Source organism: Nonomuraea sp. NPDC003754 (assembly GCF_053605785.1).
Map to the genome: position 1 here is coordinate 164245 of NZ_JBSGJX010000006.1, position 21911 is coordinate 186155.

At 72.8% G+C, this 21911-nt stretch carries 16 protein-coding genes; 4 read left to right on the forward strand and 12 right to left on the reverse strand.

Annotated elements, in window-relative coordinates:
• Window positions 1-68: 68 nt before the first annotated feature.
• Window positions 69-1364 carry a threonine/serine ThrE exporter family protein gene (locus ACWEVS_RS10190; RefSeq protein WP_449927283.1) on the forward strand — a complete coding sequence of 432 codons (1296 nt, stop codon included), beginning with the start codon at window positions 69-71 and terminating at the stop codon, window positions 1362-1364.
• A 487-nt stretch (window positions 1365-1851) separates the two neighbouring features.
• Here ACWEVS_RS10190 and ACWEVS_RS10195 read toward each other — a convergent pair whose 3' ends face one another.
• The 4 genes from ACWEVS_RS10195 to ACWEVS_RS10210 all read right to left on the reverse strand — a co-directional run bounded on the left by ACWEVS_RS10195 (window position 1852) and on the right by ACWEVS_RS10210 (window position 10063).
• Complete coding sequence (locus ACWEVS_RS10195; RefSeq protein ID WP_452550943.1) at window positions 1852-3270, reverse strand: MFS transporter; 1419 nt, start codon at window positions 3268-3270, stop codon at window positions 1852-1854.
• Window positions 3267-3638, reverse strand: a complete 372-nt coding sequence (locus ACWEVS_RS10200; protein WP_354907372.1) for a VOC family protein — start codon at window positions 3636-3638, stop codon at window positions 3267-3269. The genes ACWEVS_RS10195 and ACWEVS_RS10200 overlap by 4 nt, the downstream gene beginning before the upstream one ends.
• A 215-nt stretch (window positions 3639-3853) precedes the next feature.
• Window positions 3854-8950, reverse strand: a complete 5097-nt coding sequence (locus tag ACWEVS_RS10205; protein ID WP_452550944.1) for an AAA family ATPase — start codon at window positions 8948-8950, stop codon at window positions 3854-3856.
• Window positions 8951-10063 (reverse strand): exonuclease SbcCD subunit D, encoded by a 1113-nt coding sequence (locus ACWEVS_RS10210; RefSeq protein WP_452550946.1) that lies wholly within the window; start codon window positions 10061-10063, stop codon window positions 8951-8953.
• Window positions 10064-10184: 121 nt separating this feature from the next.
• Between ACWEVS_RS10210 and ACWEVS_RS10215 the strand changes: the two genes are divergently transcribed.
• Complete coding sequence (locus ACWEVS_RS10215) at window positions 10185-11678, forward strand: alpha/beta hydrolase family protein (RefSeq protein WP_452550948.1); 1494 nt, start codon at window positions 10185-10187, stop codon at window positions 11676-11678.
• Between the two features lie 91 nt (window positions 11679-11769).
• Here ACWEVS_RS10215 and ACWEVS_RS10220 read toward each other — a convergent pair whose 3' ends face one another.
• Entirely contained in the window at window positions 11770-12669 is a 900-nt protein-coding gene (locus ACWEVS_RS10220; RefSeq protein WP_354907376.1) for an alpha/beta hydrolase, read from the reverse strand.
• Between the two features lie 328 nt (window positions 12670-12997).
• Here ACWEVS_RS10220 and ACWEVS_RS10225 point away from each other — a divergent pair, with 328 nt between their 5' ends.
• Window positions 12998-14482, forward strand: a complete 1485-nt coding sequence (locus tag ACWEVS_RS10225; protein ID WP_452550950.1) for an LCP family protein — start codon at window positions 12998-13000, stop codon at window positions 14480-14482.
• A 22-nt stretch (window positions 14483-14504) separates the two neighbouring features.
• On the opposite strand, the gene ACWEVS_RS10230 is transcribed toward ACWEVS_RS10225, so the two are convergent.
• Complete coding sequence (locus ACWEVS_RS10230; protein WP_449927257.1) at window positions 14505-14918, reverse strand: MarR family winged helix-turn-helix transcriptional regulator; 414 nt, start codon at window positions 14916-14918, stop codon at window positions 14505-14507.
• A 47-nt stretch (window positions 14919-14965) separates the two neighbouring features.
• On the opposite strand from ACWEVS_RS10230, the gene ACWEVS_RS10235 reads away from it, so the two are divergent.
• Window positions 14966-15961, forward strand: a complete 996-nt coding sequence (locus tag ACWEVS_RS10235; RefSeq protein WP_452413970.1) for an NADP-dependent oxidoreductase — start codon at window positions 14966-14968, stop codon at window positions 15959-15961.
• Window positions 15962-15964: 3 nt separating this feature from the next.
• On the opposite strand, the gene ACWEVS_RS10240 is transcribed toward ACWEVS_RS10235, so the two are convergent.
• The 6 genes from ACWEVS_RS10240 to ACWEVS_RS10265 form a co-directional block, all read right to left on the reverse strand.
• Complete coding sequence (locus ACWEVS_RS10240) at window positions 15965-16969, reverse strand: enolase C-terminal domain-like protein (RefSeq protein WP_452550952.1); 1005 nt, start codon at window positions 16967-16969, stop codon at window positions 15965-15967.
• A gap of 8 nt (window positions 16970-16977) precedes the next feature.
• On the reverse strand, window positions 16978-18354 hold the full coding sequence (locus tag ACWEVS_RS10245; RefSeq protein WP_452550954.1) for an MFS transporter: 1377 nt from the start codon (window positions 18352-18354) through the stop codon (window positions 16978-16980).
• A gap of 174 nt (window positions 18355-18528) precedes the next feature.
• Window positions 18529-19218, reverse strand: coding sequence for a nucleoside/nucleotide kinase family protein (locus ACWEVS_RS10250; protein WP_452550955.1), 690 nt, complete (start codon window positions 19216-19218; stop codon window positions 18529-18531).
• Window positions 19215-20090 carry a sugar phosphate isomerase/epimerase family protein gene (locus tag ACWEVS_RS10255; RefSeq protein WP_449927243.1) on the reverse strand — a complete coding sequence of 292 codons (876 nt, stop codon included), beginning with the start codon at window positions 20088-20090 and terminating at the stop codon, window positions 19215-19217. Before ACWEVS_RS10255 ends, ACWEVS_RS10250 begins: the two co-directional genes overlap by 4 nt.
• A gap of 64 nt (window positions 20091-20154) precedes the next feature.
• Window positions 20155-20931: an ATP-binding cassette domain-containing protein gene (locus tag ACWEVS_RS10260; RefSeq protein ID WP_449927240.1), complete on the reverse strand. Its 777-nt coding sequence runs from the start codon at window positions 20929-20931 to the stop codon at window positions 20155-20157.
• On the reverse strand, window positions 20928-21902 hold the full coding sequence (locus ACWEVS_RS10265) for an ABC transporter permease (protein ID WP_452550957.1): 975 nt from the start codon (window positions 21900-21902) through the stop codon (window positions 20928-20930). The genes ACWEVS_RS10260 and ACWEVS_RS10265 overlap by 4 nt, the downstream gene beginning before the upstream one ends.
• Window positions 21903-21911 lie beyond the last annotated feature (9 nt).

Below are 21911 nucleotides of genomic sequence, written 5' to 3' on the forward strand. Positions count from 1 at the left end.
GGGCCTCGGGCGGAAAGCGGCGGGTGCCGGTTGATCCAAGGCCTGGGCTGCGGGTATGACGCCAGGCGATGACACATTCCGCTTCCGATGCCGAGGGGCATCGTGCCATGGCGCTGGCGTTGCGGGTCGGCGAGCTGTTGCTGGGCAGCGGCGAGGCGACCGAGAACGTCGCGGGCGCCATGCGCAGGATCCTCGAGAGGTACGGCATGCGCCAGGTCGAGGCGGACGTGAACCTGTCCGCGATCACCCTGTCGCACGTCCCGTCCGACGGCAGGCCGCCCGCGACGGCCGAGCGGCGGGTGCGCAGGCGTCAGCCCGACTACGACCGGCTGATCGCCGTGCATCACCTCGTCGGCGAGGTGGCTTCGAGGGAGCTGTCGCTGGCCGAGACCGAGGAACGGCTGAGGGAGATCACCAGGCGGGTGCGCGTCTATCCCGAGTGGGCGGTGGTGACGTCGTCGGCGTTGATCGCGGCGTCTGCGGCGGTGCTGATCGGCGGCGGACCGACGGTGGCGGCGGCGGCGTTCGTGGCGACGGTGCTCGGCGACAGGGCGGCCGCGGCGCTGGCGCGCAGGGGCGTGGCGGAGTTCTTCCAGACGGCGGTGGCCGCGATGTTCGGCTCGATGGTGCCGGTCCTGCTGATCTGGCAGCGCGTCCCGGTCGAGGCGGGAGCCGCAGTGGTCGGCGCCGTGGTCGCGCTGCTGCCCGGCAGGCCGCTGGTGGCCTGCGTGCAGGACGGCATCGCGGGCGAGTACGTCACGGCGACCGCGCGGCTGAGCGAGGTGGTGTTCATCGTGGCGGCGGTCATCGCCGGCATCAGCACGACGCTGACGGCGGCGGTCAGGCTGGGCGTGCCGATCACGGTGGAAAGCGTGCCGTCCGCGCCGCTGTCGCTGGCGCCTGCCCAGGTGGGCGGCGCGCTGGCGCTGAGCCTGACGTTCGCGGTGGCGCTGCTGGTGCCGCCCCGCCATCTGCTGCCGGGTGCGCTGGGCGGCGGGCTGATCTGGCTGACGTTCGTGTCGCTGGCCGCCAACGGCGTGCCCGCCCTGGGTGCGACGACGGTCGCGGCAGCGGTGGTCGGACTGCTCGGCGGCGTGTACGGGCGGCTGGTGCGGGTGCCGTCGGCGGTGGTGGTGATCCCGTCGATCGGCCCGCTGCTGCCGGGCAGCGCGCTGTACCGGGGGATGCTGGAGCTGAGCCTCGACAACGTGCTGTCGGGCCTGCTTCACCTGGTCGAGGCACTGTCGCTCGCGGTCGGCATCGGCGCGGGAGTGATTCTGGGCGCGGAGATCCTGCGCGCGTTCCGCGGGCGCGGCATCGCCCGCAGGACGCGTCCCGCCGCCCGCCGCACCCGCGGCTACTGACCGGGCGGGTGACGGTACGGCGGTGCCGCCGGCCGAGGGTTCCCCGAGGACTGGCACGCGCGGTGGGCGTGGGTCGTGCTGACCGGTGAGTACGGCGGCAAGGCCGGCTCCCGGCACGTCATGGACGGTCTGGCGGTGGAGGTGAAGGAGGAGGAGCTGACGTTCGAACTGGTCCAGCGTGCAACGCGATGACCGGCAGGCCGCTGACCGACGACGAGATCCGGCTGATCGCCGCTCATCCGCGCGAGCTGCCGCTCCTGTTCCCTGGCCGGCTGTGACTCACGTCCACCATGCGACCTTGTTGAGCCATGGCTTGATTCGCCCCCACCATGCGGCCTTGTCGTGCCATGGCCTGGCCGGCTTTGTCGCGCTCCCCGGACGGCCTTGTCGCGCCGTGGCAGGGCCGTTGTCGCGTCTCCCCGTTCCCCGGTCGTCCCGAGCATCGCGCCGCCGTCCCTTTGAGGGGTGTTTCTCCAGCCCCGGACCGCTATTCTCCGGCGAGCCGCCGTGTGCCGGTCTCCGGCAGGGCGAGCAGGCACAGCAGGCTCAGAACGGCCATCGCGGAGACGTAGACGCCGACGTAGAACACCGGCAGCCCGCTGACCTGCATCTGGGTGGCGGCCAACGGCGGGATCGCGCCGCCGAGGACACCGCCCAGGCTGTAGGCCACCGACGCGCCGCTGTACCGGTACTCGGTGCGGAACAGCTCGGGCAGGTAGGCGCCCATCGGCCCGAAGATCAACCCCATCAGCGTCAGCGCGCCCGCGAGCGCCAGCCCGACCAACGGCACGGAGGCCGTCTGCATCAGCGGGAACATCACCAGCCCCCACCCGATCGCGGCGGCGGTGCCGTAGCCGAGCGTACGGCGGCGGCCGATGCGGTCGGAGGCCGACGCGGAGACGGCCGTGCCGATCCCCATGAACACCACGCCGACCATCGTGAGGGCCAGCATCGTGGTCCGCGGGATCTTCAGTGTCGCGGTGCCGTATGCCAGGCCGTACGTGGTGGCCGTGTAGAAGAGGGTGTATGTGATCACCATCGTGCCCGCGCCGAGAAGTACCCTGCGCCACTGGTGGCGCAGCAGGCCGGCGAGCGGCACCCTGGCGAGCCTCCGCTGGTCCATCGCCACCTGGAAGACCGGCGTCTCGGAGATCTTCACCCGGACGTAGAGGCCGACCGCCACCAACACCAGACTCGCCACGAACGGCAGCCGCCAGCCCCATCCGAGGAACTGCTCGTCGGTCAGCACACCGCCGAGGACGAGGAAGAGCCCGTTGGCGGCGATGAAGCCGACCGGCGGTCCGAGCTGCGGGAACATCGCGTAGTGGCCGCGCTTGCCCGGCGGCGCGTGTTCGGTGGCCAGCAGCGCGGCGCCGCCCCACTCGCCGCCCAGGCCGATGCCCTGGGTGAAGCGCAGCAGCACCAGCAGCACCGGCGCGGCCACCCCGATGGCCGCGTACCCGGGCAGCAGGCCGATCGCGACCGTCGACAGTCCCATGAGCAGCAGCGACACGACCAGCATGGACATGCGGCCGATGCGGTCGCCCCAATGCCCGAAGATCGCCGAGCCGAGCGGGCGTGCCACGAACGCCACGGCGAAGGTGGACAAGGCCGCCAAGGTGCCGGCAAGTTCGTCCAGTTCGGGGAAGAAGGCGGTGTTGAGTACCAGGGCGGCGGCCGTGCCGTAGATGTAGAAGTCGTAGAACTCGATCGCGGTGCCGACGAGGCTGGCGGCGGCGAGGCGGGTCCTGGTCGGCGGCGGCCTGCCCACCCGCGGCTCGGGCCCGTTCGACAGCATGCCCGCCTGCGGCTCGGATCCGTTCGACGGCGTGCCCGGCTGCGGGTCGGATCCGTTCGACGGCATGCCCGCCCGCGGCTCGGGTCGGCCCAGTGGCGGCGTGCTCATCCGTGGCTCAGGTCGATGACGCAGAACCTGTTGCCCTCCGGGTCGGCGAGCACGACGAAGTCCGCGTCGTCCGGGTAGTGGTCCCATTGCACCCGCTCGGCGCCCAGCGCGACGAGCCGCTCGATCTCCTGCTGCTGCTCCTGCGTCGTCTCCGCGAACAGGTCCAGGTGGATACGGGGGACCGGCTCCACCGGCGACGAGCTGAGCCCCAGCGCGACGGGGACGCCCAGGCCGTTCACCGGATCGAGGATCGTCCATCGGTCCGTGACCGCTCCAGCCCTCGGGATGTAGTGCAACGCCTGTGTCCAGAACCGTACCGCCCGTGGCATCTCCGTGACGCCGAGAACCACCTGCCCGATGCTCACCATGCGCCCATCCTGTCAGGCGAGGGCACCGGGCAGCCGCGCCTCCACCGTCAACGCCGGGATCGCCGCGGTCGTGTCCGGGTGCGGCGGCCTCTGGGACACGGCCGCACGGCCGGGCCACACCGGCGCCAAGCCACCGTGACCGACAGCGTCGATCCGGGCCCGCGCCTCGGCCAGGGGACCGTGACCGACAGTGTCGATCCGGGCCCGTGCCTTGACTAGGGAGCCGTGACCGACAGCGTCGATCCCGCCCGCGCCTTGGTGACCTTGAGCTGCGCCGGAATCCTGGTGCGCAGCTCCCCCACGTGGCTGACGATGCCGACCGCCCTCCCGCCGTCGCGCAACCCGTCGAGGATGTCGAGCACCCCGTCGAGCGTGTCCTCGTCGAGCGTGCCGAACCCCTCGTCCACGAACAGCATCCCGATCTCCGCGCCGCCCGCCTCCGCGCTCACCACGTCGGCCAGGCCCAGCGCCAGCGCCAGCGAGGTGATGAAGCTCTCCCCTCCCGACAGCGTCGCCGGGTCGCGGTCGACGCCCGTCCACGCGTCGAGCACCCGCAACCCGAGCCCGCCGCCCGCCCGTCCACGCGCGCCCGCCGTCTTGCGCAGGTCGTGCTGGAGCTGGTAGCGGCCGTCCGACATGTGGTCGAGGCGCTCGTTGGCGGCGTCGACGACCTGCCTGAGCCGCTCGCCCAGCACGTATGACGACAGGCTCATACTCCACTGGTTGTCGCCCGAGGTGCCGTTGGCCAGCGCCGCCAGCCGTTCGGCCAGCCGATGCCGGTCGGCCGCGGGCTGCCAGCGGTCGAGGCAGGCGACCAGCTCTTCGTGCAGCTCGGCCAGCCTGCGCACGCGCCGCTCCGCCCGGTCACGCGCCGAGGCGAGCGCGGTGTGCGCCCGTTCGGCCTCCTCCCTCGCGGTCGCCATCGCCGCCAGGTCAGGCACCGGCTCCGCCGCGGCGGCCAGCAGCTCGGGGTCGGCCAGCGCGCGCGTCACCGCCGCGTGCGCGGCGTCGAGCTCGCGGAGCCGTTTGGCCTTCCGCTCCCTCTCTTCAGAGGTGCGTACGGCAGGCAGCACGTCCTCCACGTCCGCGAACCCCGCGGCCACGGCCGCCTGCTTCGCCGCCTCGACGGCCTTGCGGTGCTCGACCGCGGCGGCTTCGGCGGCCTGCGTGGCCTCGTGGGCCTCGCGCAGGAGCTGCGCCTCCTCCCGCAGCCGTTCGAGCCTGGCGGTGAGCGTCGGGTCGGCGCCCCTGGCGGCGTCGATGCGGGACGCCAGCCGTACGGTCTCGGCTTCGAGCTCCTCGCACCTGGTACGGCAGGCGGCCAGCCGCAGGCCGAGCTCGCGGAAGGTGTCGGCGGTGCCGGCGTGTTCGGCGGCCAGCTCGGCCGCCCTGGAGGCCAGCCTGGGATGCGCGGCGGCGGCCGACCTCAGCCTGGCCATCTCCCGGTCGGCCGCGTCGAGCTCGGCGGCGGCCCACGCTCTGGTGACCCGGGCCGCCCAGGTCCGCGGATCCGCCTGGCGGGCCGGGACCTCGGGCTGCCGCTCAACCGCCCCGTCACCACCATCGGGCCTCGACCAGTCAGGCGAGGACAGGGCTGCTCCGGCGGCGACGGAAGAGGGCGGATTACCCGCGACGCCACCGCCCGTGATGCCACCGGAGTGCCCAGCGCCGGAATGCCCCGTGCCGGAGTGCTCGGTGCCGTAATGCCCAGAGCCAGGATGCCCTGCGCCGGGGTGCTCGGTGCCGGAGTGCCCTGCGCCGGAGTGCTCGGCGCCGAAGTGCCCAGAGCCGGGATGCACTGCGCCGGAGTGCTCGGCGCCGAAGTGCCCTGCGCCGGGGTGCTCGGTGCCGGAGTGCTCGGCGCCGGGGTGTCCGGTGCCGGGGTGTCCGGTGCCGGAGCCGTTGCATCCGCTGTCATCCGCCCTGGAATCGACCGAAGCCGCGGCGGGGACCGAGACCGGGGCAAGGAGCCGGGCGAGGGTGTCGAGGGCGTCGTCGAGCCGGGCGGTGATCTCCTCCACCCGTTCGGCGGTTCTGGTCAGCTCGGTCAGCAGGCGGATCTCGTCGCCGAGCCGCCGCCTGCGCGCTCCCAGACCAGCGTCGGCGCCCCGCGCTGCTTCCAGGCGAGCGTGGATGCGCTCCCGCTCCCCCGTCAGCGCCGACACCTCCGCCCGCGCCTCCGTCAGCCGCCGCTCCGTCTCGTGGAGCTGGTCACGAGCCTGGTCCAGCTCCGACTCCAGCGCCAGCACGGCGCGCTCGCACGCGGACTCCTCCCCGGCCAGCGCCGCCAGCACCGCCATCTCGCCCTCAGCGGCGGCCAGTTCCGCCTCCGCCTCCTCGGGGGCGGGGGCCTCGGCCAGTTCGTCCAGCCGCGAGATGAGCGAGGACAGCAGCCCGTCGGACGCCTGCCGCTCGGCGAGCGCGGCGTCATAGGCGGCCTGCGCCTCGATCTCGTCATCTGCGGCATAGGCGATCCCGGCGGGGGCGGCGGGCGCGGGGTGCTCGGCCGAACCACACACCGCGCACGGGTGCCCGTCGGCCAGCTCGGCCGCCAGTTCGGCCGCCATCCCGTCGATGCGGGCCTGCCGTACCTCCTGCAACCGGTCGCGGAGGTCCTGTGCGAGCTCGACCGCCATGCCGTGGGCGGCGCGTGCGGCCTCCAGGTCGCCTTCCAGCTCCTGCCGCCGCCCGGCCGCCGCGAGCCGGGACGCCGCCGTATCCCGGACGGCCGCCGCCGACGGCAGTCGGCCGGCGGCGGCACGCGCCTCGGCCAGCCGCGCCGCCATGTCGTGAAGCGCGGCGGGAAGCTCGTCCACGGCGGCCCGGCCCGCGGCTTCACGTTCGGCGAGCGTGCCAAGCTCTCCGGTCAGTACGGCGAGCCGTTCGTCGAGATCGGCGAGCCTGGCCTCGTCGGCGCGCAACCCTTCGAGAGCGGCGACCTGGTCGCGCATCGCGCGTTCGGCCGGCCGCCCCCACGCCGTGACGCTCCGCCACGGCGCTTCCTGCCGGGAAAGACCCGTCGCTGCCGCGGCCACGCTGGTGTCGCCGGAGTCGGCCAGGTGGTCCGCCAGGTTCGCGAGCGCATCGCCGAGCGCGAGATCCCGCCGGCGGATGTCGTGCTCGGCTCCGGCCGGATCCGTCAGCCAGGCCACCAACTCGTCGATGACCGGCCGGGTCGCCGCCTCGCCACCGGCCCCACCGGTCCTACCGGGGCCGATCCGGCCCGCCTCCGGGTCAGCCAGAGGCAGATCGCCCGGGCCGGCTTCGGCTGGGCCCGTCAAGTGGGTCAGCAGGTCGGTGAGCGCATACGCGAGGGCCGGGTCGCGGAGGCGGGCGGCCAGGGCCGTCCGGGCGGCGGCGACGTCGGCCAGCAGGTAGTCGCGGCGTTCGATCGCCTCGAGGCGTGTGACGGCGCCGGACCTGGCGGCCTCTGCGCCGGGGATCATCGCCGCGTCGAGCCTGGCCTTGGCCGCGGCGTCATCGGCCGCCTTCACCAGGCCAGGGAGTTCTTCCAGGCGGGCGGCGGCTGCGCGCTCCTTGGTGGACAGCGCCACGATCTCCTGCTCGCCGGCGCGCAGCTCGTGCCGGAGCTGGACGAGCCTGCTCTCGTCGGCGAGCAGTTCGGAGACCCTGGTGATCTCGCCCAGCCGTTCCCGCTCGAGCTCTGCCAGCACGCCCGGAGCAACCGCGAATCCGGGCGAGCCGGCTCCAGGCCGACCAGGGAATCCCACGTCCCCGAGCGCGTAGGCGTCCGGTCGGCCTGGGGAACGGCCGGGCCTGTGCGCGTCGGCTCCAGGTTCGTCCAGGTGTGGGCCGCCGGGTCGCCCACCATCGTCGAACGCTTCCCGGCCTGTCCCATGAAGCGCGCCGGAAGAGGTGAGCGGATCAACGGCTGGGCGGCTGCCCGGGGGTGGGGTCGTGGGGGCGAGGTGCGCCCGGGTGTCGAGGAAGGGGGTGGCGCGGGCTATCGCGTCGGTGGCGAGGTGCCGAGCCTTGCTCGCGGCGGCGGCGCGCTGGCGGGCGGCGTTGATCAGCGGCAGCACGCGGTCGGCGCGTGCCGCCTCGTCGAGGACCGTGAGCAGGTCGGAGCGCTCCTCCGCGCGTTCGTCGAGCGTCCGGCGCTGGGCCAGCGCCTCGGCGTGACGGCGCTGCCGGTCGGCCAGCGCGCTCGCCCGCTCGAACCTCTCGCGGTGCTCCCGCAGGGCCGCCTCCCCTGCCTCGCACGCCTGGGTGGCACGGTTCACCACCGCCGCGGCCGCCGCGCGCAACAGGCCGGACCACGCCAGCGGGTCGCTCTCCGCCGTCGGAGGGTCGTCGGCGCCGCTACGGGGAGCGGGCACGGCGCCCGGCGACACGGCGCGCACCGCGGCGCCGCGGGCGGCTCGGGGAGCGGGAACATGCGAGCCAGGGTCGAGCCCTTCGCCACCGGGACCCACGCCGCCAGGAACGGAACCCCTGCCGTCAACGACCCGCCCCATGGCGCCAGGCGCGGAGCCGGAACCGTCACCACCGGCGCCGACGACCCCAGGAGCGGAGACCGAACCGTCGCCGCCCGTGCCCGTGCCAGGAGCGGAGACCAGGCCGTCGCCGTCCGCAGCGCAGGTAAGGCCGTCGGGTCGGGACGAGGCGGCCTCGAGGACGTCGCCCGCCGCCTCCTCCAGTCGCTTGACCGCGTATTCGACCTCCTGCCGCCCCTCCTGCGACTCCCGCCAGGTCTGCTTGCGCCGTTCGGCCAGCCACGTCTCCGCCGCGGTGAACACCTTCACCGTGAACAGCCGCTCCAGCAGCCGCCGCCGTTCCTCCCCGTCGGCCCGCAGGAAGCGCGCGAAGTCGCCCTGCGGCAGCATCGCGACCTGGCAGAACTGGTCGGCGTTCATCCCGAGCAGCCCGCCCACCAGGTCGCCCGCCTCGTCGGCGCGGGTGGTCAGCCCCTGCCAGCCCTCCTCGCGGACGTGCTCGGAGACGATGACCTTCGCCTTCTCCTCGGTGACGCCGGTGCCGCGCAGCTTGGGTCGCGTCCAGGCGGGCGAGCGCTGGATGCGCAGCAGCCGCCCCCGCAGCGTCACCTCGAGCGTCACCGAAGGCCCCACCGACGGCGGCGCGTGGTCACAGCGCAGGCTGCGCGCGCTGTTGCGCTGCCCCGGCACCACGCCGTAGAGGGCGAAGCAGAGCGCGTCGAGCAGCGTGGTCTTGCCCGCGCCCGTGGGCCCGTGGACGAGGAACAGCCCCGCCTCCGACAGGGTGTCGAAGTCGACCGTCTCGGTGCCGGGGAAGGACCCGAAAGCGGTGAGGGTCAGCCGGTGCGGCCGCATCTAGACCATGACCTCCTTGATCCTCGACGCCTCGACGGCCTCGCGCAGCAGCCGCTCCTCCAGGGGGTCGGCGGGCTCGCCTCTGACCTCGCGCACGAAGTCGAGTGCCACCTCGACCTCCGGGCGCCCGGCCAGCCGTACGGGGCGGCGGGCGGGGGCGGCGCCCTGCGGGTCGAAGGCTAGGGCGAGCGTGTGCGGGAAACGGGCGCGCAGCCGGTCCATCGCCGACCTGGGGCGCACCGCGTCGGTCAGGGTGACGTGGAGCCAGTGGCCCTCGCGCGCGGCGAGCGCGGGGTCGGCCAGCAGGTCGTCGAGCGTGCCGCGCAGCCTGCCGACGGGGCGGGGCACGGGCGCGGGCACGAAGTCGGCGCCGGGTGAGCCGACCGTCACCAGCCACGAGCCCTTCACGTGGTCGGTCTCGGAGAAGGAGTAGGCCAGCGGCGAGCCGGAGTAGCGGACGTGGTCGGCCATCCGCTGGCGGCCGTGCAGGTGGCCGAGCGCGACATAGTCGACCCCGTCGAAGGCGGCGAGCGGCACGTGGGCGACGCCACCGACGCTGATGTCGCGCTCGCTGTCGCTGGCCGTGCCGCCGGCCACGAAGGCGTGGGCGAGCACCACGGAGTGGCGGTGCCGTACGGCGTCGGCCCTGATCAGCCCCATCGCGTGGGACAGGGCCGCGGTGTGGCTGCGCTCGGCCAGCTGCCACGGGCCGCGCACCAGCTCGGGCTCCAGGTAGGGGATGCCGTAGAGGGCGACGTCGCCGACGACCACGGGCTGCCACGCGCGCGCGGGGTCGGTACGCAGGTGGACGCCCGCCGCGTCGATGAGATCGGCGCCGAAGCCGAGACGGCGGGCCGAGTCGTGGTTGCCGCTGATCATGACGACTCGGGCGCCCGCCGCGACGAGCCGGCGCAGCGCCTCGTTGCAGAGCGCCACGGCGTCGACGGGCGGCAGCGCCCGGTCGTAGACGTCGCCGGAGACCGCGACGACGTCGACCTTCTCCGCGCGCACGGTCTCGACCAGGTGGTCGACGAACGCCGCCTGCGCCTCGATGAGGCTCTCGCGGTGGAAGGACCTGCCGAGGTGCCAGTCGGAGGTGTGCAGGAGGCGCATGTCGCAGGAAGCTAACAGTTCCCACCGACAAAAGCAGTCTCAACGACATCCAGAGCATCACTCCACCCCCCGGGAGTAGGCTGAAAGATCAGCGGGCAGACCAACTCACATGGAGAGGCCGATGCGCAACGGCCGAGGCACATTGAGCGTGGCGGTCGGCTTGGTGCTGATGGCCCTCGCCACGGTCGGCTACGCGCTACCCCCTGCCTTCGACCCCCCGCCCCTGGCCGCCGACCCGGTCTTCCAGTCGCTGCCGCCGCAGCCGGCGGCCGAGCGGCGGCCCGTGGCGGCCACCGGCACGTTCCGCACCGAGCGCTTCTCCATCCCCGCCGAGGGCCAGTGGCTGCACGGCACGATCAGGGCGCCGCTGGCGCCGGGCAGGCATCCGGCGATGGTGTTCGTGTCGGGTTCGGGCAACGGGTCGAGGGAGGAGTTCACGCCCCAGGCCGAGTTCCTCGCCAGGGCGGGCGTGGTGACGCTCGCCTACGACAAGCGCGAGGTCGGCTACAACTTCCGCAGCAGGGACTTCGGCCTGCTCGCCGACGACGTGCTGCGCATGGTGGCGCACCTGCGCGCCAGGCCCGACGTCGATCCGCTGCGCACCGGCGTGTGGGGCGTCAGCGAGGGCGGCTGGGTGGTGCCGATCGCCGCGGCCAAGAGCACCGACGTGGGCTTCGTCGTGCTGGTCTCCTCGCCGAACGTCTCGCCGCTGCGCCAGGTCGCGTGGGCGCTGAACGAGCAGTTGCTGCGCCTGCACGCCCCGATCGGCGCGCGCGACCTGCTGACCAGGGCGATGGGCGGGGTGGGCTTCGACTTCCTGCGCTACGACGCGACGCCGGCGCTGGAGCGGATCAGCCAACCGGTCCTGGCCCTGTACGGCACGGCCGACCCGTCCATCCCGTTCGTGGAGAGCACCGAGGCGCTGATCAAGGGCTTGGCGAAGGCCGGCAACGCCAGGTACACGATCCGCTACCTGGCCAGGGCGGACCACGCGATGCGCATCAGCGGCGGCCCGTTCACCCCCGGCTACCTCGACACGCTCGGCAACTGGATCCTCGGCCTGCCCCGCACCGCCGAGCCCCCGCTGCGCCTGGCGGGCGCCACCCCGGTGCAGCGTTTCGCGGCCAGCGACGTGCCCGCCGCGCCCTGGTACGCCGGCGGGGCGATGCTCGGGCTGACGATCTGCCTGGCGGCCGTCGGCTACGTCGCCGGTCCCGTCGCGGTGATGTTCGTACGGCTGCGCGGCCGCCACACCACGCTGGAGGAGACCAACGCCAGGCTGTGGCCGCCGATCCGGCGCCGGCTGCGCCGGATGGCCTGGACGGGCGTCGGTCTGCTGGCCGCGGTGCTGGCCTTCATCACGCTGCTGGTGATGTTCTCGATCAATCAGGCGGGCGCGTGGCCCGCCGTGCTCGCCGGTTGGCTGGTCGTGCGGGTGCTGGCCGTCCTCATGCTGCTGCAGGAGGTGACGGCCGTGGCGGCGGTGGTGTCGGGCCTGCGCGAGGGCATGCGGCCGAGCAGGTGGCAGCACGTGGCCATCGCGGGCGTGCTCGGCGGCACGGGCCTGCTGCTGGTGGCCGCCGCCTACTACGGCCTGTTCGCCTTCCCCTGGTGAGTGAGGCCTCTCCGGTGGCCGGCGCTCGCCTGGTGAGCGCGCTGTCCCCGGTGGCCGGGGCCTCCCGTCGCGCCGGGCCTGTTCCGGTGGTTCAGAGGTAGGCGCGCTGCCATCGCTCGATCTGGTCGAAGACCTGCTTGCGCACGGGCTCGGCCGACAGCACGAGGTCGTGGATGCCGTCCTGGACGCGTACGCAGGTGACGTGCGGGCCGAGCGAGGTGGACCAGCGGGCGATCTGCCGCGGGTCGAGCACCACGTCGGCCGAGCGCGCCTCGGGCACGAAGTCGCGCACGCGCAGGCCGGTCGAGGCGGCCATCACCAGCACGGGGACGTCGACGGCGAGCCCCCCGTGCAGGCGGCGCTGCGCCCTGCGGATCGCGGCGAGCCACGTGGCGTGCACGTCGAACCCGCCGAGGGGTTTGAGCTGCAGGTCGAAGTCCCATTCGCCGCCGTGGTCGCGGTGGATGCTCTTGCCGTAGGCGGTGCTGAGGCCGAGCGGCAGCGGCCGCGTGGTGTAGGACAGCGGCGTCTTCAGCAGGTCGGCGGCCAGCCGCAGCGGATAGGGCACGTTGAGGTCGAAGAACGGGCTGTTGAGCACCAGCGCGTCGAACAGGCCCCGGCCGCGCACCCTGTCGGCCCACAGCGCGGCGACCAGGCCGCCGGTGGAGTGGGCGTTGACGACGAGCTGGTCGTGGCCCTCGCGGATGATCCGCACCGCCTGGTCGATCTCGGGGAAGTAGTCGGTGACGCTCCTGATCAGCCCCCTGGTCTGGTGCGGGAGCAGCGACCTGCCGTACTTGCGCAGGTCGAGGGCGTAGAAGTCGAAGCCCTGGTCGAGGTAGAAGTCGGCCAGGTGGTCCTGGAAGAAGTAGTCGGTGAAGCCATGGAGGTAGAGGACCGCGCGGCGCGAGCCGGCCGTCCTGGCCAGGAGGGTCGCCACGACCTCGCCCTCGAAGTCGGTGGGGAGCTTCAGGACCGTTGTCTCGTACACGCTAGTCACCCTAGGGATTTTCCGGCCAGAACGGCACATCCGCCTCGCTCGCCTTCACGGTGAAGCGGGCCGGGCGGCGCGCATCGGGTCGTCGGCATCGCAACGGTCAAAAGCTTCGATCATTTCCCTACGCATGGTCCTCGTGAACTCGTTCCGGCGTTCGGGGCGATTCAATATCAGGGTGGCGAATCCGCCTGCCAGGGCATGGACCGAATGATATTGGTCTGCAGGGTTTGCTGGATGTTCACCCCCGCATAGGTAGATATTTCGTACAAGTCCGTAGGCTCCCGTCGGCCTAGGACGGAGCGCACGGGGAAGCGGGTAACGCGTGGGGCACAGGACGAAACCTGCCGGTTCGGGCGCTGTCGTGGGCTGGACGCTGCTCTCAGCGATCGCCCCGGGGGCCGCCCACCTGCGGGCGGGCCGGCGCAGGACCGGGCTGGCCCTGCTGATCGGCTACGCCGTGCTGCTGCTCGGCCTGCTGTGGCTGGTGCTGACGGCCGACGGCGACCTGGTGGGCGCGCTGGCGGGCGCGCTGACCTCCGACTCGCTGCTGACCGTGGTCATCATCGCCGTCGTGGCGCTGGGCCTGGGCTGGTTCGCCCTGATCCTCCACTCCTACCTGGTGCTGGCTCCCGGCAGGCTGCCCCAGACGGGGCAGATCCTCAGCGGCACGCTCGCGGGACTGCTGGCCGTCGGGATGGTCCTGCCGTTCGGGCTCGCGGCGCAGTACGTGTGGGTCTACCAGCAGACGCTCAACAGCGTCTTCGACACCCCCACCGAGCCGCAGGCGGCCGAGCAGGCGCCGAAGGACCCGTGGGCGGACCGGACACGGGTCAATGTCCTGCTGCTCGGCGGCGACGCCGACGACAACAGGATCGGCGTGCGGACCGACAGCATGCACGTGGCCAGCATCGACGTGAAGTCGGGCAACACCGTGCTGTTCAGCCTGCCGCGCAACCTGGAGGACGTCCGCTTCCCTCCCGGCACCCCGATGGCCGAACGCTTCCCCCAGGGGTTCAGCCTGCCGCCCGACGCGAACGGCGGGCGCAGTGACCTGCTCAACAGCGTCTGGGAGTACGCCGACGCGCACCCGGAGATCTTCGGCGGCAAGAAGCGGCAGGGCCCGCACGTGCTGAAGGAGACCATCGGCTACACCCTCGGCCTCAAGATCGACTGGTACGCGTTGGTCAACATGTGGGGCTTCGCCCGGCTGATCGACGCGATCGGCGGCATCGAGCTCACCGTCGAGCAGGACGTCGTCTTCGGCAAGTACAACGAGGGCCTGGTCAAGGCGGGAACGCGCCGGCTCAAGGGCGCCGACGCCATGTGGTACGCCCGCTCGCGCACCTTCAGCGACGACTTCACCCGGATGCGCAGGCAGCGCTGCGTGATGGGCGCCCTGCTCACCCAGGCCGACCCGGCCACGGTGCTGCTGAGGTTCAACGGCATCGCCGCGGCGACGAAGCAGCTGGTGCGGACCGACATCCCCCGTCCGGTGCTGGAGCACCTGGTGCCGCTCGCGCTGAAGGTGAAGAGCGCCAGGGTGACCAGCGTGCAGTTCGTCCCGCCGCTGATCAACACCGGCTACCCCGACTGGGTGAAGATCCGCGCGGTGACCGCCAAGGCGCTGCGCGACTCGGTCAGGCCCCGGCCCAGCGCCGCCACGGCCGACCAGTCCGCCACCCCCACAGCCACGCCATCGGGGACGCCGTCGGGCACGCCCGCGGCCAGGCCGTCCGGCACGCCCACGCCGAAGCCCCGCGACGTCGCCGCCCCCAAGGGCATCACGGACGGCTGCGCGGCGCCCTAGTGATGAGAGACGTGGACGTTTCTCATGAGTGGCGGCCGAGCGTCCGCAGCAGCAGGTCCCGCAGCTGGACGCGCTCGGCCTCGGTCAGCGTGGCCAGCGGCTCGGCGGCGAACCCGAGGGTGCCGCTGAGCTCGTCGACCACGCGCCTGCCCTCCTCGGTCAGCGCGACGTTCTTCACCCGGCGATCGGCCGGGCTCGCCACCCGTCCGGCCAGCCCGCGCCGCTCCAGCCGGTCGACGATGCCCGTCACGTTGGACGGGTCGCACCGGAACAGCTCCGCCATGCGGCGCATGGGCAGCGGCTCGCGTGACAGCAGGACCAGCGCCTTGGCCTGGAGCGCGGTCAGCTGCCGGTCGGCGGCCGCCTGCTCGTAGGCCTCGTTGTACCTGGCCGCCACCTCGGCCATCAGGGCCACGACCTCCCGTGTCACGCTCATGCCGTTGAGTATAGTTGATGCATCTCAACTATTTAGGGGGATCAACCATGCCTCGTCAGTTCGTCCTGGCCTCGCGGCCGTCCGGCTGGCCGACCACCGGCAACTTCGCGCTCGAAGAGGCTCCCGCCCAGGCGCTGGAGGAGGGCCAGATCAGGGTCCGCAACCAGTTCATGTCCGTGGACCCCTACATGCGGGGGCGGATGAACGACGTCGAGTCGTACGTCCCGCCGTTCGAGCTCGGCCGGCCGCTCGACGGCGGCGCGGTCGGCGAGGTCGTCGAGTCGCGCGCGCCCGGCTTCGCCCCCGGCGACCTGGTCCTGCACGGGCTCGGCTGGCGCGACGAGGCCGTGCTCGACGGCGCCCGCGCCAGGAAGGTGGCACCCGTCGAGGGGCTGCCGAACTCGGCGTTCCTGTCCGTGCTCGGCATGACGGCGCTGACCGCCTACGTGGGGCTGCTCGACGTGGCCTCCTTCAAGGAGGGCGAGGCGGTGTTCGTCTCGGGCGCGGCGGGGGCGGTCGGCGGCATCGCCGGGCAGATCGCCAAGCTCAAGGGTGCCTCCCGGGTGATCGGCAGCGCCGGATCGGCCGAGAAGGTCGCCTACCTGCGCGACATTGGGTTCGACGCGGCGTTCGACTACCGGCAGGCACCGGTGGCCGAGCAGCTCAGGGCGGCCGCGCCGGACGGGATCGACGTGTACTTCGACAACGTGGGCGCGGACCACCTGGAGGCCGCCATCGGATCGCTGCGGACCTTCGGCAGGGTGGCCATGTGCGGGGCGATCGCGGCCTACAACACCACCGAGCCGCCCGCCGCCCCGCGCAACCTGGCCCTGGCGATCGGCAAGCGGCTGACGCTGCGCGGATTCATCGTGAGCGACCACATGAACCGGATGTCCGACATGGTGACGGAGATCGGCGGGTGGCTGCGCGAGGGCAGGATCTCCTACCAGGAGACGGTCGTCGACGGCCTCGAGAACGCGCCCGAGGCGTTCCTGGGAATGCTGCGCGGCGAGAACACCGGCAAGATGATCGTCCGCGTGTAGCCGTCAGGCGCGGAAGGAGTCCTTCGCCAGCCGCCGCACGCGTTCCTCGTCGATCGAGTGCCCGAGGCCCGGCTGGGTCAGCGGCACCGCCACCACCCCGCCCGACGCCCCGACCGCCGGTGTCACGATCTGCGCGTTGCGCGGCGGCTGGGTCACGTCGCACGGCAGCGTGCATCCCGGCAGGCTGGCCACCGCGACCGCCGCGGCCCGCGCCAGCCCCGCACCCTGGCCTCCGGCGCACTGGATGTCCCACCCGGCGGCCGCGGCGCGGTCGTGCGCCCTGCGGGCGTCGCTCAGCGACCGCAGCGCCGCCGGCCTCAGCAGCAGCACCTTCGCCGCGCGCAGCGTCAGGTAGTCGTCGAGCTCGGCGGTCGAGCGCGGCTCGACCGCGACCGAGGCGCGCACCCTGTCCTGCAGGTCGGCGTGGGCGTAGGGGTCGTCGACGGGGAACGGCCGCTCGATCACCTCCAGGCCGTACTCGTCGAGCGCGGCCAGCTGCTCGGAGGAGGTGTACGCGCCGCCGCAGTCGACGGCGAGGCTCAGGGCGGGATAGGTCTGCCGTACGGCACGCACGGGCTCGATGTCCCACCCGGGTCGCACGTCCAGCGTCACGTGCGCGTAGCCGCCGCAGATCTGCTGGTTGACCCGGGCGACGAGGCTCTCGGTGGACGGGTCGAGCCCCAGCCTGACCGTCGCCATGAGTGAGGTGCCGCCCCCGCCGAGCGCGTGGGACAGGGGCACGCCGCGCATCTTGGTCCACAGGTCCCACAGCGCCATGTCGACCGCGCTGCCCCCGCCCGGCACCTGGTCGGGGTGCTCCCAGTCGACGCCGATGAGCTGTGCGGCCAGCCCCTCCTCCAGGGCGCCCCACAGCTTCGGCTCGGGCGAGACGATCTCGCCCCATCCGCTCATCCCCCCGTGGTCGGTGAGCCGGACGAGCAGGGTTTCCGGTCGCCTGCCGTACGGCAGGACCAACCGGAAGACCTCCAGCTCGCGCACTCGCGGCATGTTTCCCCCTAAGAACGGACTCCTTCCATGGTGCCCGGAGGAACCGGCTGCGCCAAACGGGGCGCGATCACGGCGGCCAGGACGGCGAGCGCGAAGGCGAAGGCGAACCCGACGACGTAGTGCTCGCCGCTGGCGGTGAACAGGGCGCCGGTGACCGCGACGGCCACGACGGTGAAGACGGACTCGCCGACGCCGACGGCCGCGGTGTTCTGGCCCTCCTCGCCCGGCTTGGACCTCTCCAGCACCAGCACCGAGACCGTCGGGTGCAGGGCGCCGATGCCCAGGCCGGAGATCGCCATGGCGACGTAGGCGAGCGCGATGGGCACGGCCTCGACCAGGACGAGCGCGATCAGCGCGATGCCGAGGGCGATCATCAGGGCGCCGCCGCGCAGGGCGGCCAGGTTGCCGACGGTGCCGCGGCCCTTGATCCACGATCCGGTGGACCAGCCGAGCGCGCCGACGGTCAGGACGACGCCGGCGCCGATCGGCGACATGCCGCGCTCGTTGATGAGCATGAGCGGGATCAGCACCTGGGCGGCGGTCAGCGAGCCGAAGGCCAGGCCGCGCAGCACGGGGGCGGTCGGCAGGCCGGGGGCGGACCTGAGGGAGCCGGGCAGCAGCAGCCTGGGCAGCGCCACGGCCAGCAGGACCACACCGGCGACCAGCAGCGGGACGCCGCCGAGGGCCAGCGCGCTGCCGTACTGGATCAGGGCGGCGGCCACGGCCGTCAGGGTCGCCCAGACGAGCTTGCCGCCCAGGCCGGGGGCGGGCTCGGCGGTGCCGGTGTCGAGCCGGAGGCCCGCCGTACCGCGCCAGAGCACCAGGGCGGACGGGACCACGATCAGGGCCACGCCGAGGAAGACCCAGCGCCAGTCGACGTTCTCCACGACCAGGCCCGCGATCGCGGGGCCGACCATCGAGGGGACGACCCACGCGGCCGAGAACAACGCGAACACCTTGGGATGCATCGCCTGCGGGTAGGCCCTGGCGACCAGGACGTAGAGGGAGACCTGGATCAGGCCGGCGCCGAGGCCCTGGATGAAGCGGCCCCCGACGAACACCTCCATGGTGGGTGCGAACCCGGCGATCAGCAGCCCGCCGACAAAGGTGACCACGCCGACGGCGATGGGCGGCAACGGCCCTTTCACATCGCTCCACCGGCCGCCGAGAACGGTCGCGATCACGCTGGCGGCCAGGGTGGCGCTGAAGGCGAGGTTGTACAGGTGCATGCCGTCGAGCTCGCGGGCGACGACGGGCATGGCGGTGGCCACCGCCATCGCCTCGAACGCCACAAGCATGACGAGCGCGACCAGGCCGAAGCTGAGGGACCGGTACGCGCTGGACACCACACTGACGGGAGGAGCGGGGTCAAGGGTCGCTTTCATGCCGGAAACGTATGGGTGGGGCGGGGTCCGGCACATCGGGCAGGGGTCCTAGGCATTTGGTCTGACGACCGGCGGCACCGGCCCGGCCGATCCGCGTCCCGCCTCGGGCCACCCGGGGCCGATCGTGGCCGGTCGTGGCGGGTCGGGGGTCGCGGCAGGTCGGTGCCTTTGCCGTCAGTCGATCAGTGCCTGCTCGGGGTCTCCGATCGTGCGCAGGACGGTGGCGGGGACGACCAGGTCGGCGCGACCCCGGGTGGTGGCGACGAGGTCGGCGTTGCGCTGGTCGGTGCCCAGCACCCAGGCCACGGCGGCGTCGTGGGCCTTGCCGAACCGCTCGTGGCGGGCCACCAGGCGGCGCACCCGCTCGTCCGGGTCGAGGTCGCAGAACCAGACCTCGTGCAGCCGGGGCCGCACGCGCGCCCAGTCACCCTGGTCGACCAGCAGGTAGTTGCCCTCGGTGACGACCAGCCTGGCCGCGCGCGCGACCGGGATGCTGCCGGCGATCGGCTGCTCCAGGTCGCGTTCGAACGCGGGCGCGTAGACCACGTCGTCCTCGTCGTCCCTCAGCCGGGCGAGCAGCGCCGCGTAGCCGGCGGCGTCGAAGGTGTCGGGCGCTCCCTTGCGGTCGCGCCGTCCGAGCCGGTCGAGCTCGACGTCGGCCAGGTGGAATCCGTCCATCGGCACGTAGGCCACCCACTCCTGCGGCGGCAGACCGGCCGGAGGGGCCTGCCGCAGCAGCGCGACCAGGTTCTCGGCGAGCGTGGTCTTGCCCGACCCCGGGCTTCCCGCGATGCCGAGCAGCGCGCGGTGCCCGTCCCTGACGAGGGAGCGGGCCCGCTCCGCCAGATCGTCGAGAGCCGTCATCGCGAGCGGCTCGTGTGGAGCTGGTCGGTGATGAAGGCGTGGGCGTGACGCGCCAGGTCCTCGCCGTCCGACCAGAGATCGCGCCAGATGGCCAGGTCGTTGGACAGTCCGCGCATCACGACCGCCGAGGAGAAGGATTCGAAGGTGATCGGCCCACCGTAGCCGATGTCGGCAAGCGCGTGGAAGAACGAGGTGAAGTCCAGGTGCCCCGAGCCGAGGTAGCCCCGGTGGTTCTCGCCGACGTGGACGTAGCCGAGCCGGTCGCCCACCTCGTGCACGGGCCGGACGAAGTCGTCCTCCTCGATGTTCATGTGGTAGGTGTCGAGGTGGATGAGCACGTTGTCCTCGCCGATGTCGTCGGCGAGCACGAGCGCGTCGTGCGCGGTGTTGATGACGTTGGTCTCGTAGCGGTTGCAGATCTCCAGGCCGAGCGTCATGTGCCGGCGGCCGGCCTCCCTGGCCAGGCCGCGCAGCACCCCCACCACGTTGCGGCGTCCCGCGGCGGTGAGCGGGTGACCGTACTTGCCGAGGGCGCTGTAGAGGGCGCCGGTGAAGTGGGTGCCGCCGAGGGCGGCGGTCGCGGCGAGCGAGTCGTGCAGCAGCTTGTCGCCCCGCTCCACCACGGCCGGGTCCTCGCTGGAGACGTCGGCGTCGAAGGCCAGGCCGCGCGAGCAGGCCACGCCCAGCCCGGCGGCGCGCAGGGCCTCCCGCGTGGCGCCGACGTCGAGGTTGGCCGAGTCGTGCAGGGAGATCTCCAGCAGGTCGAACCCGGCGGCCTTGGTCTTCTCGACCGCGGCCGCCATGGACGCCGGGGTTGTGTCGCCTGCCCACACCAGGGCGTGCACGCCGATCGGGTTGGTCTTGGTGGTCATGGTTCCTCGTGTCGGTTGTCGGGGGTCGTGGCTCGTTGCCCGGCTGCCCTCGGGGGCCGCGGGGTCACCTGGCCGCGGCACCGGTGATCAGGGCGACGATCTCCTCGCCGGTGGTCTCGGCCGTACGGCGCCCGCCGACGCAGCGGCCGGCGCGCATGACCCACACCTGCTGGCTGAGGCGCATCACCTGGGCGAAGTTGTGGCTGATGAGCAGGACGGCGTGCCCCTCGTCGCGCAGCCTGACGATGAGCTCCTCCACACGGGCGGTCTCCTGGACGCCGAGCGCCGCGGTGGGCTCGTCCATGATGACGAGCTTGGAGCTGAAGCCCGCCGCGCGGCAGATGGCCACGGCCTGGCGCTGCCCGCCGGACAGCCGCCTGACGCGTGAGCGGACCGCGGGCACGTTGACCGCGAGCGTGGAGACCATCTCCCTGGCACGGGACTGCATGGCCCGCCGGTCCAGGAGGGCCACGGGGCCCACCCGGTGGACGATCTCACGGTTGAGGAAGAGGTTCTGCCAGACCGTGAGGTCCTCGACGAGCGCCAGGTTCTGGTGGACGGTCTCGATGCCGGCTTCACGGGCGTCCTCGGGCGAGTGGAAGTCGATCTCGGCGCCGTCGAAGACGATGCGCCCGCTGTGCGGCCGGTGGATCCCCGAGATGCAGCGCACCAGCGTGGACTTGCCCGCGCCGTTGTCGCCGACGAGGGCGGTGATCTCACCCGCGCTCAGCGTCAGCGAGACCTCCACCAGGGCGCGGACGTTGCCGAAGGACAGCGAGACGTTCTCGCAGCGGAGCAGGGTGTCGCCGGTCATGGGGCCGGGCTCGGGCTGGACGGTCATCGCTGGAACCTCGTCAGGAGTGCGGCCAGCACCACGACGATGCCGACGGCCAGTGGCTGGTAGAACTGCGAGACGCCGAGCAGGGTGAGGCCGTTGACCAGCGCCACCAGCAGCAGGGCGCCGATGAACGGGCCGATGATGGTGCCCCGCCCGCCGAAGAGGCTCACGCCGCCGAGCACGACCGCGGCCACGGAGTTCAGCAGGAAGGAGGTGTTGGCGGCCGGCTCCGCGGCACCGATCCGGGCCACCAGCAGGATCGCGCCGAGCCCGGCGAGGACGCCGCTGACCGTGTAGACGGCGATCTTGATGCGGGCGGTGCTGATCCCCATGGCCGTGGCCGACTCCGGCGCGCCGCCCGTGGCCAGCAGGTGGGTGCCGAACCTGGTGTGGAAGAGCGTCACGTGCGCCGCGAGGGCGACCGCGACCGCGATGAGGAACGGCCAGCCGAAGATGCCGATGCCGCCGGTCGACAGGCGCAGCAGTGCCGGATCGATGATGGTCACGGGCTTGCCGTCGGACAGGATGAGCGCGAGCCCCGAGGCCGCCGACAGCGTTCCCAGCGTCACGATGAAGTCCGTGATCCTGCCCTTGGCGATGATCACCCCGTTGATGACGCCGACCAGGGCGGCGGCGACGATCCCCAGCACGCACGCCGGCACGAGTCCCCACCCGGCGGCGTAGGCCTGGCCGAAGGCGACCGCGCCCAGCGTCATGGTGGAGGCGATCGACAGGTCGATGCCCGCCGTGGCGACGACGAAGGTCTGGCCCACCGCCAGGACGATCAGGATCGCCGCGGCCACCAGCATGGAGGCGATGTTTCCCAGGCTCAGGAACGTCGGGTTGAGCACCTGGAAGACGACCACCAGGACGACCAGCCCGACGAGGGCGGCCCACTCGGCCCAGAATCCCAGGTCCTTGAGCCGGGCGGACCAGGCTTCGCGGTCGGGCGCCGCGAGGGTTGCGTTTGCCATGTCTGTTCT